This is a genomic window from Rhizobium sp. Leaf453, assembly GCF_001425605.1.
Classification (GTDB): domain Bacteria; phylum Pseudomonadota; class Alphaproteobacteria; order Rhizobiales; family Rhizobiaceae; genus Pararhizobium.
Genome location: NZ_LMRG01000008.1, coordinates 1 through 17,186, shown reverse-complemented (window position 1 = coordinate 17,186; position 17,186 = coordinate 1). Strand labels below are relative to the sequence as shown.

Sequence of the window (17,186 nt, the reverse complement as noted above, 5' to 3'; positions counted from 1 at the left end):
GCAACGTGAATGGCCCCGGGTTTCGTAGACACCCTCGGGTTAGATTTTCTGCTGCTTCTCGAACTCGACGGGCGACAGCCTCCCGTTCCTGACGTGTTTGCGTTTCGGGCTGTAGAGCATTTCGATGTAGTCGAACACGTCTTGGCGGGATTCATCGCGTGAACGGTAGATCCTGCGGCGTATCCTTTCAACAGCGAGGCAATCAATTTAGCGACCTCGCATTTTTTACCTCACTGATGGTTCACGCGCCCATGCTGATGTAGCACCAGCGCCACCGCGCCGAGAACCGTATCATCGTTGCCAAGAAACTTTCCGACGACGAAGCGTGGTCTCGGCATGTCGGCGACTTGATCCGGTGGGGGAAGGGTGTGGCGTGCGAAGCTCTTTTCCAATGGCTCGGTGAAAGCCTTGCCGATCGTCGCCAGCTTGCCGACGATGATGAACAGCGGCGGATTTAGAATTGTCGCTGTGATTCCCATGCCCCAGCCAGCTTTTTCCGCTGCATCTTCTACAAGCCGATGATATCCGAGGCGTCCTTCCTTCGCCCGCTCAACAAACTGGTCGATCGTCACCGGCTGGCCGCCGAAGCTTTCAGCATGCCGCATCAGGTGATAACCGCCGACAAATGTCTGCAGGCAACCTCGATTACCGCATCGGCAGAGACTGCCATGGGGATCCAGGACGATATGGCCGAATTCGGCCGCACTGCCATTAAAGCCGCGCTGGACGACACCGTCGCGGACGATCGCGCCACCGACGCCAAGGTCGAACTTGTAGAGCACGAAATCCTTTTCGCCGATCGCCGCACCCCAGGTCATTTCGGCTAAGGCGCCGCAATGGCTTTCGTTTTCGGCGTGGAGCGGACAGTCGAGATGTTTGGAGAAGATCGCGGCCAGATCGACGCCGCCCCAGGTTGGCAACACGTCTCCGTTCAGCACACGCCCGTCGTAGCTTAATGGCGCAGAGATTGCGAGGCCGACACCCAGGAGATCGCGGATGGCAAGGCCAAGCGACGCGCATTCGCGTGTCAGGTTGGACTTGATCTGCTCTGCAGCTTCTTCCGGCGTATAGTCGCGGCGCATCTCGAACCAGACATCCGATAGGACGGTATGGGCGAGATCGCAGATGACGATGCGGATTTCGCCAAGGCCCAGCAGCACGCCGGCACAGCGCCCGGTCGCGGGATTGAGGGAGAGAAGCTGTGAGGGGCGGCCAAAGCCGTTGCTCTTGGTATCAAGGTCGAGAACGGTACCGCTATCTTTCAGTTCTGAAAGAAGTGTCGAGACGGTCGAACGGGCAAGTCCCGTCGATTTTACCAGCTGAGTCGCCGTCGCCGCGCCGATGGCGGCGATCGCCCTGACGATCCGGCCCGCAGGCGCTTCCTGGTCCCTGAAAAGCTCTTTTATGTCCTGCATTTACGCCTCCCTGTCGTGCGATTCTAGTTCAGACTCGCGGCTGCAGCGCAACATAATTCACATTCGAAAAATGTTGCGCTGCAAAATGACCAATTAAGCCCGCTTTGGCCTTAAGTGTACGTAAAAATGGCTTATGACGAAATCATTTATTTCTATTTCGAAAAAAGTAATTGACAAAGTGTGATGTCTCCGCGATTTTCTGACCGGCGGAGAGGACCGCTCTAAGGGAGGCTTTTATGAGAATGAGAAATGCTCTTGCCGCTACGCTATCCGTGCTGGCGATTACTGCGGGGCTTGGCATGACTTCGGCTGCTGCCGAGGAGTTGAAGGTCTGGACCCTGTCGTTCGACAACGATTCCGCCAACGTCGCATGGAAGAAAATCATTGAGGAATTCCAGGCCGCAAACCCGGACATCACCATTTCCCTCGAAAACCGCTCCGTCGACGAGCACAAGGCGGCGCTACGCGTTGCCGCGCAGTCGAGCCAGGGGCCGGACATCTATTTCATGTGGGCAGGTCTTGGGCTCGGCGGCGAATTCGTCAATGCCGGCCTGTCGCAGCCGCTCGACAAGTATTACGACCAGTATGGTTGGGACAAGCGCCTCGTCGGAACAGCCGGCGGCTTCTCGAAAATCTATGAAGGCGGCCGTCACGGCGTGCCTTATACCTTCCATGGTGAAGGCATCTATTACAACAAGGCCCTGTTCGAGAAGGCGGGCATCACCCAGCCGCCGGCAAGCTATGACGAGTTGAAGGCGGACGCCGCCAAGCTGAAGGAGGCGGGTATTCCGGCCATGACCTTCGGCGGCACCGTCAACTGGCACCTGATGCGCCTGATGGACGTCATCCTCGAAGCCAAATGCGGCGCCGACAAGCACGATGCGCTGATGGCAATGAAGGTCGACTGGTCGACGGAAGCCTGCGCTTCGGCGAGCTTCCAGGAACTGAATGACTGGTCGCAGAACTACATCCTTTCACCCTTCATGGGCATCGACAATTCGCAGAGCTTCAACCTGTTCCTGGCCGGTCGCGCCGCCATGATGCTCGAGGGCGATTGGCTGGTCAGCCAGTTGCGCAACGAGAACCGTCTTGCCGATTTCGACCTCTTCCCGGTCCCGACCGGAACCGATCGCCTCTACGGTTTCGCCGAATACCTCTACGTCTCATCGAAGAGCGACAAGGCGGATGCGGCGGCGAAATTCCTTGATTACATGCTCTCCGACAAGGTGCAGCAGGACAATCTCGGCGCCTTTGGCTCGATCTCGATCAACTCGAACGTCAAATACGACAAGATCGATCCGCTCGACCAGAAGTGGATGGATATCTTCGCCCAGTACGACAAGATCTACATGAATGGCGACCAGGCCTTCCCGCTTGACGTCACCACGGAATACTTCCGGGTTATCAATGAAGTGGCGTCCGGCAATATCAAGCCGGAAGATGCCGGCAAGGCCATGCAGAGCTTCATCGCCAACAGAACCTGATCTCCCAAGGCGAGGCCCCGTGAGCCAGTTCCGGGGCCTCGCACTGACCCGGTGAATCCATGTCGAAAACACGCCCGTCGTTACGGCCGAGCCTGCAGGGTTATGTCCTGCTCGGGCCTGCCCTGATCGTGTACCTGCTGTTTGCGGTCTATCCGATGATCGATGTCATCCGGATGTCCTTCTCATCCTGGAACGGGCTCAGCCCGCAGGCGAAATTCGTCGGCATCGCCAATTATCGCGCGATCCTGACCCAGGATCCGGTCTTCTGGGGCGCGCTCTGGAATACGTTGATCTGGACATCGGCGGCCGTCATCATTCCGAACCTGATTGCCTTCGGTGTGGCGCTGGCGCTGAACCAGAATATACCCGGTCGCTCGGGGCTGCGGATCGTTTTCTATCTGCCCGTCATCATCGCCTCGATCGCCGTCGCGACCATCTGGAAGTGGATGTACGACCCGTTCTTCGGCCTGTTCAACGGGCTGCTGACCAGCTGGGGCCTGACCGGCTTGATCATGGACTGGCTGGGCGACAAGACTGTCGCACTGTGGTCGGTCTTTGTCGCCCATGTCTGGCAGTCGGTCGGCTTTTCCATGGTGCTGTTTCTCGCCGGCCTCCAGAGCGTCTCAACGACGCTGATTGAAGCGGCGCGCATCGACGGGGCAGGGCGCTGGGGCGTGTTTCGCTATGTGACACTGCCCGCGCTCGTGCCGACAATCACCGTCGTCTTCGTTCTGTCGCTCATCAATTCCCTGAAGGCCTTCGACATCGTCTACGGCATGACCGGTGGCGGGCCGGCGCAATCGACCCAGATGCTCGCTATGTGGGCCTATACGCAATCCATGCAGCTCGGAGTTTTCGGACGCGGCGCTGCCGTCTCCGTCGTGTTGCTGCTGATCACCCTGATCGTGGTGATCCCCTACATGCGCTGGATGTTCAAGCGGGAGGACATGGGGCGATGACATTCTTTTCCCAGGCATTCCGTCCGGTTGGCTCCAACAAGGTCGATCCCATGCTGGTGGCCCTCTGGATTGCCTTCATTCTGCTGGCGATCATCTGGATCACACCCTTCGTGTTCATCGTCTTCACGTCACTGAAGTCGAACTCGACAGTGATGGGATCGAGTGCTTTCAGCCCGCCGAGTGAGCTTGCCTTCGGCAATTTCGTGGCCGCTTGGAACCGCGGCAATTTCTCGACGACGGCCTTCAATGGGATTGTCATCACCGTCATCAAGGTGCCGCTCGGCCTGTTCATCTCGGCCATGGCCGCCTATGCGCTCGCCAAGGTCCCAATGCGGATCAACAAGCCGCTGTTCGCGCTCTTCGTTTTCGGCACCATGCTGCCTTTCCAGGTCATGCTCGCGCCGATCTTCCGGCAGGTGAATGCTTTCGGCCTGATCAACACCTATCCGGGCATCATCCTGCCCTATCTCGCCTTCGGCATTCCCTATCAGGTCTTCATTCTCTACGGCTTCTTCTCCGCCGTGCCGAAGGAACTGTCGGAGGCCGCGCGCATTGATGGCGCCTCGCATTTCACGATCTTCCGGCGGATTTTCCTGCCCGTTTCGCTGCCGGTTCTCTCCGCGCTGCTGATACTGGATTTCGTGGCGACCTGGAATGAATTCGCCATGGCGCTGGTGATCCTGCAGGATCCGCGCATGTGGACGCTTCCGCTGGGGCTCATGAATTTCCAGAGCCAGTTCCAGAGCGATTACGGCCAGCTCAACGCGGCCATCATCATGACGGTGCTGCCCGCAGCCCTCGTCTATCTCATGTTCCAACGTTATTTCGTCTCCGGTCTGACGTCCGGGGCGGTCAAGGAATGATCATGACCCATCTGTACGATATTTTCGAAGCCCGCTTCAAAGGCCCGGCCGGCGGCAATCCCTATCTCGACGTGACGCTTCATGCGCATTTCAGCCAAGGCAACCGCAAGGTCCGCGTCACGGGTTTTCATGATGGCGGCGAGGATTACGTCATCCGCTTCATGCCCGACACGGTTGGCGAATGGAGCTTCACGACAACGTCTTCGGTTGCCGAGCTTGGTGGCAAGTCCGGTTCGCTGACGGTCACGGCCGCACGCGAAGGCGTGCATGGCGCGGTGCGCGTGCGCAACAAGTTCCATTTCGCCTATGACGACGGCACGCCTTACTATCCGTTCGGCACCACCTGCTACGCCTGGACCCACCAGCCGCTGGAGATGCAGGAGCGCACGCTGGCAAGCCTCGAAATGAGCGGTTTCAACAAGATCCGCATGGGCGTCTTCCCGAAGGATTATCCCTTCAACACCAATGAACCGCTGCAACCGATCTTCCTGGAAAAGGAGAATGGCGGCATCGATTTCGATCGCCCGAACCCGGACGCTTTCGCGCATCTCGAAAAACAGATCACCCGTCTCGGCGAACTCGGCATCGAAGCCGACCTGATCCTCTTCCACCCCTATGATCGCTGGGGTTATGCCACCATGACGGAAGAGCAGAACCTTCGTTACGTGGAATATGCGGCAGCCCGCCTTTCCGCCTTCCGCAACATCTGGTGGGCGCTCGCCAACGAATACGATTTCCTGCTCGACACCATCCCGGTCCAGACCTGGGATCGCTTCTGCCATATCCTGGAAGAAAACGACCCGGCCCAGCATCTGCGCTCGATCCACAATGGCGAGCAGACGATGAATTTCGATCACCGCAAGCCATGGATCACCCATGTCTGCATCCAGAACTGGGATGTGAAGCGCACGCCGGAATGGCGCATCGCCTATGGCAAGCCTGTCGTCAACGACGAGCCGGAATATGAGGGCAACATCTGGCCGAGCTGGGGCAACATCACGGCACAGGAACTCGTCCATCGTTTCTGGACGACCGTTCTGCGCGGCGGCTATGCCGGCCACGGAGAAACCTATGCCGATCCGAATGATCTGATCTGGTGGGCCAAGGGCGGTACGCTGCATGGCGAAAGCTGGAAGCGCATCAAGTTCCTGCTCAAGCTCCTTCAGGAAGACCAGCTCGAAGGGCTGGAACCGATGGGCATGAGCGACCAATGGCCTTGGAGCCGCATTTCCGGTGCGCGCGACCTCGGCGGCAAGGTGGATTTCATCTATTTCGGCGAACACCAGCCGAACCAGTGGACGACCGGCCTTCCGACCGAAGACGGCAACTACGAGATCGACCTGATCGACACCTGGAACATGACGGTGACGCCGGCAAAGCGGATCACCGCCCATATTCCCCACCCGCAGCGTCATGGCAGCATCGTTCGCGGCGGCAGGGCGGAGGCGGCGTTCGGCATCGAACTGCCGAGCCGTCCGAACCTTGCGCTCCGCATCCGCAAACTCGACTGAGGTAATCCCATGGCAACCGTCGAAATCTCCAATCTGAAGAAGTCCTATGGCGCCGTGGCGGTCATGCATGGTGTGGATGTTCCGATCAAGGATGGCGAATTCGTCATCCTGGTTGGGCCGTCCGGCTGTGGAAAATCCACCCTTCTTCGGATGATCGCGGGTCTGGAGAGCGTTACGTCCGGAGAAATTTCCATCGACGGCCGGAGAGTCAACGAACTGGAGCCCAAGGACCGCGACATTGCCATGGTCTTCCAGAACTATGCGCTCTATCCGCAAATGACGGTGGCCCAGAACATGGGCTTTGCGCTGGAATTGGCGGGTCGGCCCAAGGCCGAGATCAAGGCGGAAGTAGACAAGGCCGCCGAAATTCTGTCGCTGACGCAATTGCTTGACCGCAAGCCGGCGCAACTCTCCGGCGGTCAGCGCCAGCGTGTTGCCATGGGCCGCGCCATCGTGCGCCACCCCAAGGTATTCCTTTTCGACGAACCCTTGTCGAACCTGGATGCCAAGCTGCGGGTGAAGATGCGGGCCGAGATCAAGGCACTGCATCAAAGACTGAAATCAACGATCGTTTATGTCACGCATGACCAGATCGAAGCCATGACCATGGCTGACAAGATTGTCGTCATGAACGGCGGCCGGGTCGAGCAGATCGGTTCGCCGCTGGAACTTTACGACCACCCCAACAATCTCTTCGTGGCGACCTTCATGGGAAGCCCGGCGATGAACATCCTGCCGGCAAAGGTAACGGAAACTGGCATTTCCGTTGCGGGTCTCACGCTGCTGCCGGGTAATCCGGATGCGCCGGTAGGGACCGAAATCTCCTACGGCATCCGCCCCGACGATATCGTCATCGGCGGTGAAGGCGCCGTCCCGGTCGAGGTTCAGGTCGTCGAACCGACTGGTGCCGAAACCCATATCACCGGGCTTCTGGCCGGCATCGAGATCACGATCGTCTCGAAGGAGCGGCTGAGCGTTCGGCCCGGGGAGATCCTGATGGTCGGCCTTGCCTCGACACGCTCGCATGTCTTTGAAAAAGCGAGCGGCAGAAGAATCCCGACAGAGCCAAACTTTTAATTCCCAACCGCGCTCGAAAGAGACCGGTGGTACTACAAGCTGACGAGCGGCCAACCAGTTCTTGCTGGCAAAGAATTCAGATTGAGGCGCGCCATTGAATTGCTGCGTCAACCCCGCCGTTTTCTTAGCCGCAAGCGCTCGATGATGCTCCGGCCGGAACCTTCGACATGCTGGGCGATTACGCGCGATGCACCTTCAGCGTCCTGCGCCTTGACGCAGGCAATCAATTGCCGGTGTTCCTCGATCACACTGGTCTGACGGCTCAGTGATGTGGGGAAGCCACGACCGATCGCGCCTAGAATCTGGCGATGACGTATCCAGAGATCGACCGCATGTCGATTGTAATGACGGTCATACATCAGCCGGTGGAACTGCAGGTCGAGATCGGAGTGTTTTTCCTCGTCCGCGTAGTTCAGCGCCTCGATTTCCGCCTGCACACGCTCCAGGTCGTCAATGTCACCGGTGGTCGCGATGCCGACGAACCAGCGTGTCAAGGCGGGCTCGATCAAGACCTCGATCTCGCAGATGTCGCGGACAAAGTCCTCATCGATGGGGCGCACGCGGGCGCCGCGATTTTGCGTCATGAGCACGAAGCCTTCGCCTCGCAACTGTTGCAGCGCCTCGCGAATAGGGTTCGTGGATGTCCCCATTCGGCTAGCAAGTTCGGATACCTTCAGGCGCTCGTTCGCCTTGACCCGCCCGCTGATGATCTCATCGCGCAGACGTTCATAGATCGATGATCCGGTGTCTCCACCCTGTTCGTCGCCATCGGCAAGGGGGGTATGACGCATGTTGGTTATCGTGCTCATAATACAGCTTTTAATGCATTTTTCCACCCTTTGCCAAGTGTGAAAATTGAATTTTCATACATCGATGTTGACAAATAATGTACGATCTGAAAGTTTTCGTGCAGCACGAAGCCGGGAGGATGCCGGGCTGATGTGATGGAGGAGACCGGTCGAGGCCGGTGATCAGGAGGAAAGACATGGGTTACCAGCAGAAGCTGCGTGGTCTCGTCGTATCGACGGGGCTATTGGGCGTCACCCTCATGGGGCTCGCCAGTCCGGGCTGGGCGCAGGATTACAAACAGGCGCCGATGCTCGAGGAAAAGGTCAAGAGCGGCGCGCTGCCGGCCGTCAACGAGCGCCTTCCGGAGCATCCTTTCGTCGAGACGATGGTGGATGGCGTCGGCAAGTACGGCGGCACGTTGCGCACGACCATTCTCGCCAATGGCGACCAGTACAATCTGACCCGCACCATCGCCAACGAACTGCTCGTGCGCTGGGACCCGCAGTGGAAGAACATCGTTCCGTCGCTGGCTGAAAATTTCAAGGTGTCCGACGACGCCACGACCTACACATTCACGCTGCGCAAGGGTCTGAAGTGGAGCGACGGCCAGCCTTTCACCGTCGATGACATCATGTTCTGGTACGAAGACGTGTTCATGAACGACGCGCTGTCTCCGGCCAAGAACCCGACCTTCGTCGTCGCCGGCAAGCCGGTGAAGGTGACGAAGATCGACGACGTCACGGTCGAGTTCAAGTTCGAATCGCCCTACGGCCTCTTCCTGCAGCAGCTCGCCTATGGGCAGGGACATCTGCCGGTCATCTATCCCAAGCATTATCTCCAGCAGTTCCACGAGAAGTACAACAAGGCCGGTATTCCCGATCTGCTGAAGGCCAATCCGGCAGCCGGCGACTGGGTGGCGCTGTTCAACTCCAAGATCTCGCTGACGTTCCAGCCGCAATTCTGGCAGAACCTGGAGCTGCCGACGCTCAATCCGTGGATCCTGACGGTTCCCTATGCCGACAGCGAACGGGTCGTCGCAACGCGCAACCCCTATTACTGGAAGGTCGATACGGCCGGCAACCAGCTGCCCTATATCGACGGGGTGACCTGGGCCAAGCTCGACGATCCGCAGTTGATGGCGCTGAAGATGACCTCCGGCGAATTCGATTTCGCCTTCCGCCACATCAACAATTCCACCTTCAAGTCTGTGCTGTTCGACGGTCAGGAAACCGGCAACTACCGCTTCGTCGATGTGAAGGACCTGCCGGCCAACGACGCCGTCATTCTCCTCAACCTGAACTCCACGGACGAGACCAAGCGGAAGATCTTCCAGAACAAGGATTTCCGCATCGCGCTCAGCCACGCCATCAACCGGCAGGAGATCATCGATCTCGTCTATGTCGGCCAGGGCGCCCCGGCGCAGGTTGCCACCCAGCCGGAACATGAACTGTTCAACGAGCGGGAAGCGACGCAGTACACCGAGTTCGACCCGAAAATCTCGAACGAGATGCTCGACAAGATCATGCCGAACAAGGATGGCGAGGGTTTCCGTCTCGACGACAGCGGCAAGCGCTTTACCATCAACTTCATGGTTGCCGATGTCTTCGGCCTGTCCTATCCGGACGTCATGCAGATGGTGCAGACCTATGCCAAGGATGTCGGCATCGATATCCAGATCCGCACCACAGACCGTGCGCGCCTGAACACGATGTGGGCTGCCAACGAGCAGGACGCCTATATCTGGAACTGCGTCGGCGGCCTGTCGGAAGTCTATACCGACCCGCGCTGCTACATGCCCTTCCAGAAGGCCGACATCTTCTTCGCCATGAAGTGGAGCGAATGGTATTCGAACCCCGCGACGGGCGAAGAGCCACCGGCCGAGATCAAGGCGCTGATGGCGTCCTACGACAAGGTCAATGCGGCCGTCACGGATGACGATCGTCGCGAGAAGATGAAGGCCTTCCTTAATCTCTCCGCCGACAACTTCCTCAATATCGGCATTTCGCGCCCCATGCCGAAATACCTGATGGTGTCGAAGGATCTGAAGAACGTGGTGGACGGCATCCCGATCACCGGCAACCTCTGGCATCCGGCTCCGACGCTGACTCAGTGGTATTTCGACAAGGCCAACTAAGGCTCCTCCCGGTGCCGGTGGGGGTGCGTTTCATCCCCCGCCGGCCGCCCCTTTCGATCCCGTCGAACGGTCAGGTCTCATGCTTCGTTTTCTTGCCAAGCGGCTGGTGTTCGCCATACCGACACTGTTTGCCGTCTCCATCATCGCCTTCATCATCATCCAGCTGCCGCCGGGCGATTACCTCACGACGCTGCTGGCCGACTGGGCCAGCCAGGGCGGCGCCGTCGAGGAAGGCACGGTCGCGGCCATGCGCGAACGCTACGGCCTCGATCAGCCCGTCTACATCCAGTATTACAAGTGGATCGCGGGCATTCTGATGCATGGCGATTTCGGCATCTCCTTCGAACTCGGCAAGCCGGTAACGGAGCTGATCTGGGGCCGGCTCGGCTTCTCGCTGCTCCTGTCGCTGCTGACGCTCTGCTTCGTCTGGGCCGTCGCCATCCCGATCGGCATCCTGTCGGCGGTGCGCCAGTATTCGATCTCGGATTATTCGGCGACCTTCCTTGCCTTCTTCTTTCTCGCCGTGCCTGATTTCCTGATGGCGCTTTCGGCCATGTACTTGATGTCGGCCTGGTTCGGCCAGAGCGTCGGCGGCCTGTTCTCGGCGGAATATGTCGATGCATCCTGGAGCTTCGGGCGCCTCGTCGATTTCGCCGGCCATGTCTGGCTGCCGGTGATCGTTATCGGGCTTGGCTCGCTTGCGGCGCTGGTGCGCATCATGCGCGCCAATCTGCTGGACGAACTGTCCAAGCCCTACGTCACCACGGCCCGCGCCAAGGGGATGTCCGAGTTCGAGCTTCTGATCCGCTATCCCGTGCGCCTTGCGCTCAATCCGCTGATCTCGACGCTCGGCTGGATCCTGCCCGCCGTCATTTCCGGCGAGATCATCGTCTCCGTCGTCATGAGCCTGCCGACCACCGGCCCGCTGCTGCTGCGCGCGCTTCTGGCACAGGACATGTATCTCGCTGGCTCGCTCATCCTTTTGATCTCCGTGCTGACCATCATCGGCACGCTGATCTCGGACATCCTGCTTGCTCTCACAGACCCGCGGATCAGGCTCCAATGACAGATATCACCCATCTCCCGCCCGAAACCGGGCCGTCGCTCGACCTGCGTGCCAGGGACATCGCCGTCGCCGGCCAGTGGAAGCTTTTCTGGCTGAAATTCAAGAAGCACAGGATCGCGCTCGTCAGCCTGGTCGTCATCAGCTGCATGTACCTGATTGCGATCTTCGCCGATTTCATCGCGCCGTTCGATCCCAACGCCACCAATGCCCGCTTCACCTATGCGCCGCCGCAGGGCATTTCCCTGATGCTGGACGGATCGTTCCGCCCGCATGTGAGCCAGCTGAAGATGACGCTGAACACCGAGTCCATGCGCCGCGAATTCGCGCCGGATCCGCAAAAGCCGGTTTCTGTCGGCTTCTTCGTGCCCTCGAACCCCTACAACCTGCTCGGCTTCATCCCGATGCAGACCAAGCTTTTCGGCCTGACCGATCCGAAGGTCGGCGACAGTCTCTACCTGTTCGGCGCCGACAGGCTCGGTCGCGACATCTTCTCCCGCGTCGTGCACGGCGCGCAGATTTCGCTGTCGATCGGCCTTGTCGGTGTATTCCTCAGCCTCATCCTCGGCGTGACCATCGGCGGCATATCCGGCTTCTTCGGCGGCTGGACGGATGTCGTCATCCAGCGGTTCATCGAGCTTCTGCGCTCCATCCCGACCATTCCGCTCTGGATGGGGCTGGCGGCCGCCATTCCCGTCGGCTGGCCGCCGTTGCGCACCTATTTCGTTATCACTCTCATCGTTTCGCTGATCGGCTGGACCAGCCTTGCCCGCGAAGTGCGCGGCAAGTTCCTGTCGATGCGCAACGAGGATTTCGTGACCGCCGCCCGGCTCGACGGCATGAGCGAGATCGGCATCATCTTCAACCATCTCGTCCCGTCCTTCATGAGCCATATCATCGCGACGCTGACGCTGGCGATCCCGTCGATGATCCTTGCCGAGACCGCTCTGTCCTTTCTCGGCATCGGGCTGCAGCCGCCGATCATTTCCTGGGGCGTGCTGTTGCAGGAGGCGCAGAACATCCGCGCTGTCAGCCAGGCACCGTGGCTCCTGTTCACGCCGGCGGCAGCCATCGTCATCTCGGTACTGTCCCTCAACTTCCTCGGCGACGGCCTTCGCGATGCCGCAGACCCTTACGAGGCGTTGACATGACCCCGGAAAAATCCATGACGATCGAAAACGAAACCATCCTCAAGGTCGACGATCTGCGGACCTACTTTCCGACGCGCACCGGGCTTTTCAAGGCGGTGGACGGCGTGTCCTTCGACCTGAAGCGTGGCAAGACGCTCTGCGTCGTCGGGGAATCCGGCTCCGGCAAGTCCGTGACGGCCCGCTCGATCCTGCAGATCGTGGACAAGCCCGGCCGGATCGAAGGCGGTTCGATCCTGCTCACCCGCGCCGACGGCTCGACGACGGATCTCGCGAAGCTCGATGCGCGCGGCAAGGAGATCCGTGGCGTCCGGGGCAAGGAGATCGCCATGATCTTCCAGGAACCCATGAGTTCGCTGTCGCCGGTCCACCGGATCGGCGCGCAGATAGGCGAAGGCCTGCGCATCCATTTCGGCATTTCGAAAAAGGATCAGCGCGAGCGCGTGCTCGAGCTGCTGCGGCAGGTGGAAATTCCCCGGCCCGAAACCGCGATCGACCGCTACACGTTCGAGTTTTCCGGCGGCATGCGCCAGCGCGTGATGATCGCCATGGCGCTGGCCTGCAATCCGCAGGTGCTGATCGCCGACGAGCCGACGACGGCGCTCGACGTGACCACGCAGGCCGAAATCCTCGATCTCATCCGGCGGCTGCAGAAGAGCCATGGCATGGCGGTGCTGTTCATCACCCACGACATGGGCGTCGTTGCCGAAATCGCCGATGAAGTGCTGGTCATGTATCGCGGCAAGGTAATGGAACGCGGCCCCGTGGAGCAGATCTTCCATGCGCCGCAGGACGATTATACGCGGGGGCTGATCGGTTCCGTCGTCAAGCTGGAACGCAAGGCGGAAGTCCGCCTGACGCGGCCGGACATTCCGGCGGACACGCCGCCGCTCCTCGATGTGAAGAACCTGTCGATGACGTTTCCTTCCGGCCTGAAAGCGGTCGATGACGTCTCGCTCATCGTTCGCCCCGGCGAAACGCTCGGGATCGTCGGCGAATCCGGCTCCGGCAAGACGACGATGGGCCGCTGCCTGCTGCGCATCTACGAGCCGGAGAGCGGCACGATCGATTTTCGCCGCGCCGACGGCAGCACCGTCGATGTCCGCACCGCCGGGAGCAGCGCGCTCAAGGACATCCGCCGCGAGATGCGGATGATCTTCCAGGACCCCGTCGGCTCTCTCAGCCCGCGCAAGACCGTGGCGCAGATCATCGCAGAACCGCTGAAGCTTGCCGGCATGAAGGGCAGGACGCTGGACGACCGCGTGGCGGAACTGATGCAGCAGGTCGGTCTCGAACCGGCCTGGCGGGAACGGTATCCGCATGCCTTTTCCGGCGGCCAGCGCCAGCGCATCGGCATCGCCCGCGCCATCGCCGTCAATCCGCGGCTGATCATTGCCGACGAGGCGACATCGGCGCTCGACGTGTCGCTGCGCTCGCAGATGCTCGACCTGATGATGAAGCTGCAGGACGAGATGGGCCTTTCCTATGTCTTCATCTCGCACGACATGTCGGTCATCCGCTACATGTGCGACCGTGTCGCGGTCATGTATCGCGGCAAGATCGTCGAGGCGGGCGACACCGATCAGGTCGTCAACCACCCGGCGCACGACTATACCCGCGCCCTTCTCTCCGCCATTCCCAATCCCGACCCGCGCGACCGCCGCATCCACAACCGCTTCCGCTACGACGCGGCGGCCGCCGCGCGCCCTGTTCCAGCCAACGGATAGACCGATGAAAATTACCGATGTCAAAATCATAGTATGCTCGCCCGGACGCAATTTCGTCACCGTGAAGATCGTCACCGACGAGAGGCTTACGGGTGTCGGCGACGCGACGCTGAACGGACGTGAAAAGGCAGTCGTCGCCTATCTCGAGGACCATCTGGCGCCGTTGCTCATCGGCCGCGACCCTTCGCGGATCGAGGACATCTGGCAATATTTCTACAAGGGCGCCTACTGGCGCCGCGGCCCGGTGACCATGGCGGCGATCGCCGGCATCGATACGGCGCTCTGGGATATCAAGGCGAAGACCGCCAACATGCCGCTCTATCAGCTGCTCGGCGGCGCCAGCCGCGAGAAGGTGCTGTGCTATACCCATGCGCAGGGCCGCGATATCGCCGAGGCGGTCGATGCCGTCGGAAAACGCATGGAGCAGGGTTACAAGGCCATCCGGACGCAGGTCGGCATTCCCGGCCTGCCGGATGTCTACGGCACCGGCAAGAAGTCGGTGACCAACAACGCAGCCGACGATGCCTTCCCGCATGAGGAAGTCTGGTCGACCTCGAAATATCTCCGCCATGTGCCGAAACTGTTTGAAGCGGTGCGCGAGGCGCACGGCTGGGATATCGAGCTTCTGCACGACACCCATCATCGCCTGACGCCCATCGAGGCCGCGCGTCTCGGCAAGGATCTGGAATTCGCCCGCCTGTTCTGGCTGGAGGATACGGTCGCGGCCGAGCACCAGGAAGGGTTTCGCCTCATCCGCAAGCATACCACGACGCCGCTTGCCGTCGGCGAGGTGTTCAACACGATCTGGGACGCGCGCCTTCTCATCGAGGAACAGCTGATCGACTATATCCGCACGACGACGGTGCATGCGGGCGGAATCACGGCACTGCGCCGCATCATGGATTTTGCCAGCGTCTACAATGTCCGCACCGCCTGCCACGGAGCGATGGACATGTCGCCGATCTGCCTGGGTGCCAATCTACATCTCGATCTCTGGGTACCGAACTTCGGGATCCAGGAATATTCCGGCTATCTGCCGGAAATCCTCGACGTGTTTCCCGGTGCCTGGAGCCTGAACGACGGTTACCTGCATCCGGGCGAGGCGATCGGCCATGGCGTCGATATCGATGAAAAGCTTGCGGAAAAATATCCATACCAGCGCGCCTACCTGCCGGTGAACCGTCTTGAAGACGGCACCCTGTGGCACTGGTGACAGGGGAACGACCATGAAGATTACAGCCATCAAGAGCTATGCCGTCAAGGTCGGCATCCGCAACCAGCTTCTCGTCAAGATCGAAACGGACGACGGCATCTTCGGCTGGGGCGAGAGCGGTCTGTCGGGCCGCGAAAAGGCGGTGGTCGGGGCGCTCGAACACTATGCGGAATTCCTGCGCGGCCGCGATCCTTTCCGGATCGGCGCGCTGTGGCAGGAAATGTATCGCAGCCAGTATTTCGAGGGTGGGCGCGTCCTGCAGGCGGCGATCTCCGCAATCGATATCGCGCTGCACGACATCAAGGGCAAGGCGCTCGGCGTTCCCGTCTACGACCTCCTGGGCGGCAAGCAGCGCGACCGCATCCCCACCTTCGCGACGACCTTCGCGGCCCCCGGGCCGGAAATGATCGAGCAGGCAAAGATGCTGGTCGAGCATGGCTGGACGGCAATGCGGCTCTCGCCATCGGGCCATGAGGACCGGCCGGTCTACGAGCCGCGCGAACATATCGGCACGACGGCGAAATGGTGCGTCAAGGCGCGCGAGGAACTGGGCGAGGACATCGTTCTCGGCATCGATTATCACCATCGCCTCTCGGTCGCGGAAGCCGCCAGCTTCTGCCAGAAGATGCCGTCCGGCACGCTGGATTTTCTGGAGGAGCCGATCCGCGACGAATCGCCTTCATCCTACGAGGCGTTGCGCCGTCTGACCGACGTGCCCTTCGCGATCGGTGAGGAATTCGCCTCCAAATGGCAGTTCCAGCCTTACATCGAGCGCGATATCCATCAGTTCAACCGGCTCGATGTCTGCAATGTCGGCGGCCTGACAGAATCGATGAAGGTCGCCGGCTGGAGCGAGACGCACTATGTCGACATGATGCCGCACAATCCGCTTGGCCCCATCTGCACTGCCGCCACCATCCATTTCTCCGCGGCCGTGCCGAATTTCTCCTGGCTCGAAACCCGCAACAGTCCCGCCGAAACCCATCTCGGCTTCGACAATTCCGATTTCTTCCCTGTCCAGCCAACTCTGGAACGCGCGTGTTACTGCGTGTCGGATGCACCCGGGCTGGGGATCGAGGTCAACGAGGAACTGATCGCTCGCCAGAGTTTCGAATTCTGGGAGGCGCCACATTTAAGACGACGGGATGGCTCCGTCACCAACTGGTAGAATGCGGACGTTGTGATGATCCGAACGGTGTCGTTCAAATCAATGACGCGGCTCGGTTCAATCAGGTCGCGTCATGCAATGGGCCGTCCGGATCAGGCGCCAATTGTCGCTTTTTTCGAGTAGGACGCAGACGATACCTTATTCACTGTCCTGACGACCGATCAAATTGCCGGGAGCTCGGTGTCGATGGCATCATCGATCCATTCACCCAGCGCGTCGGGCTCCTGCTGCGCAAGATGCCGTTGAAGCGCACGGCCAAGCCACGCATTATGGCGAACGCTCGGGAGCCCTGCTTCAATGCATTGACCCTTCTGGCCTGGCGATGTCCTGCGCTAGTTTTCCATCCGTTTGGAGTCGCAACGCTTCTTCTCGGCCCCTTCGCTCCATAATGTCTTCAATGCTTCGTCGAAGTGCTTGCGGAACAGTCAGGATTCGCTGGGCAACCCCGAAAATCTCGTCAAATAGGCTGAACTCCGAGAGATCATTCAGACCCGGGGAGTGTGACATTCCAACTTTGCAGAAACAGGACATTCTAACTTTGCGGTGTGAGTTCATGCTGAAGCGCGACTTGCGGGCTTGATCAAGCTAACCGGCATACCGCATCTGGGCGAGCAGTTTCTTGCGAAAGACCTCTG

General features: G+C 60.0%; 13 protein-coding genes and 1 pseudogene. 11 read left to right on the top strand and 3 right to left on the bottom strand.

From position 1 onward, the window contains the following. Window positions 1-39 precede the first annotated feature (39 nt). Both ASG68_RS30545 and ASG68_RS11150 read right to left on the bottom strand, forming a co-directional pair. Window positions 40-189: pseudogene (locus ASG68_RS30545) on the bottom strand (IS3 family transposase); the annotation flags it as partial. 41 nt (window positions 190-230) lie between these two features. Then, complete coding sequence (locus tag ASG68_RS11150; protein ID WP_062578085.1) at window positions 231-1,415, bottom strand: ROK family protein; 1,185 nt, start codon at window positions 1,413-1,415, stop codon at window positions 231-233. A 236-nt stretch (window positions 1,416-1,651) separates the two neighbouring features. On the opposite strand from ASG68_RS11150, the gene ASG68_RS11145 reads away from it, so the two are divergent. The 5 genes from ASG68_RS11145 to ASG68_RS11125 are packed head-to-tail and all read left to right on the top strand — an operon-like array spanning window position 1,652 to window position 7,309. After that, complete coding sequence (locus ASG68_RS11145; RefSeq protein WP_062578083.1) at window positions 1,652-2,899, top strand: ABC transporter substrate-binding protein; 1,248 nt, start codon at window positions 1,652-1,654, stop codon at window positions 2,897-2,899. Between the two features lie 59 nt (window positions 2,900-2,958). Then, complete coding sequence (locus tag ASG68_RS11140; RefSeq protein WP_062609723.1) at window positions 2,959-3,858, top strand: carbohydrate ABC transporter permease; 900 nt, start codon at window positions 2,959-2,961, stop codon at window positions 3,856-3,858. Next, entirely contained in the window at window positions 3,855-4,721 is an 867-nt protein-coding gene (locus ASG68_RS11135) for a carbohydrate ABC transporter permease (RefSeq protein WP_062578079.1), read from the top strand. The genes ASG68_RS11140 and ASG68_RS11135 overlap by 4 nt, the downstream gene beginning before the upstream one ends. A gap of 2 nt (window positions 4,722-4,723) precedes the next feature. Further along, the gene (locus tag ASG68_RS11130) at window positions 4,724-6,232 is read left to right on the top strand and encodes a DUF4038 domain-containing protein (RefSeq protein WP_244484202.1); all 1,509 of its coding nucleotides are present in this window, start codon (window positions 4,724-4,726) and stop codon (window positions 6,230-6,232) included. Between the two features lie 9 nt (window positions 6,233-6,241). Further along, window positions 6,242-7,309 carry an ABC transporter ATP-binding protein gene (locus ASG68_RS11125; protein WP_062578076.1) on the top strand — a complete coding sequence of 356 codons (1,068 nt, stop codon included), beginning with the start codon at window positions 6,242-6,244 and terminating at the stop codon, window positions 7,307-7,309. Window positions 7,310-7,416: 107 nt separating this feature from the next. Here ASG68_RS11125 and ASG68_RS11120 read toward each other — a convergent pair whose 3' ends face one another. Beyond that, window positions 7,417-8,100 carry a GntR family transcriptional regulator gene (locus ASG68_RS11120; RefSeq protein ID WP_244484200.1) on the bottom strand — a complete coding sequence of 228 codons (684 nt, stop codon included), beginning with the start codon at window positions 8,098-8,100 and terminating at the stop codon, window positions 7,417-7,419. Window positions 8,101-8,294: 194 nt separating this feature from the next. Between ASG68_RS11120 and ASG68_RS11115 the strand changes: the two genes are divergently transcribed. The 6 genes from ASG68_RS11115 to ASG68_RS11090 all read left to right on the top strand — a co-directional run bounded on the left by ASG68_RS11115 (window position 8,295) and on the right by ASG68_RS11090 (window position 16,551). Next, on the top strand, window positions 8,295-10,232 hold the full coding sequence (locus tag ASG68_RS11115) for an ABC transporter substrate-binding protein (protein ID WP_062578072.1): 1,938 nt from the start codon (window positions 8,295-8,297) through the stop codon (window positions 10,230-10,232). 79 nt (window positions 10,233-10,311) lie between these two features. Beyond that, window positions 10,312-11,298 (top strand): ABC transporter permease, encoded by a 987-nt coding sequence (locus ASG68_RS11110; protein WP_062578071.1) that lies wholly within the window; start codon window positions 10,312-10,314, stop codon window positions 11,296-11,298. Continuing rightward, window positions 11,295-12,446, top strand: coding sequence for an ABC transporter permease subunit (locus ASG68_RS11105; protein ID WP_062578069.1), 1,152 nt, complete (start codon window positions 11,295-11,297; stop codon window positions 12,444-12,446). The genes ASG68_RS11110 and ASG68_RS11105 overlap by 4 nt, the downstream gene beginning before the upstream one ends. Window positions 12,447-12,460: 14 nt before the next feature. Next, window positions 12,461-14,170 carry an ABC transporter ATP-binding protein gene (locus ASG68_RS11100; protein ID WP_062578067.1) on the top strand — a complete coding sequence of 570 codons (1,710 nt, stop codon included), beginning with the start codon at window positions 12,461-12,463 and terminating at the stop codon, window positions 14,168-14,170. 4 nt (window positions 14,171-14,174) lie between these two features. Then, a complete protein-coding gene (gene manD / locus ASG68_RS11095; RefSeq protein ID WP_062578065.1) occupies window positions 14,175-15,383 on the top strand; it encodes a D-mannonate dehydratase ManD in 1,209 nt (402 codons plus the stop codon). A gap of 13 nt (window positions 15,384-15,396) precedes the next feature. Further along, the gene (locus tag ASG68_RS11090; RefSeq protein ID WP_062578063.1) at window positions 15,397-16,551 is read left to right on the top strand and encodes a mandelate racemase/muconate lactonizing enzyme family protein; all 1,155 of its coding nucleotides are present in this window, start codon (window positions 15,397-15,399) and stop codon (window positions 16,549-16,551) included. Window positions 16,552-17,186 lie beyond the last annotated feature (635 nt).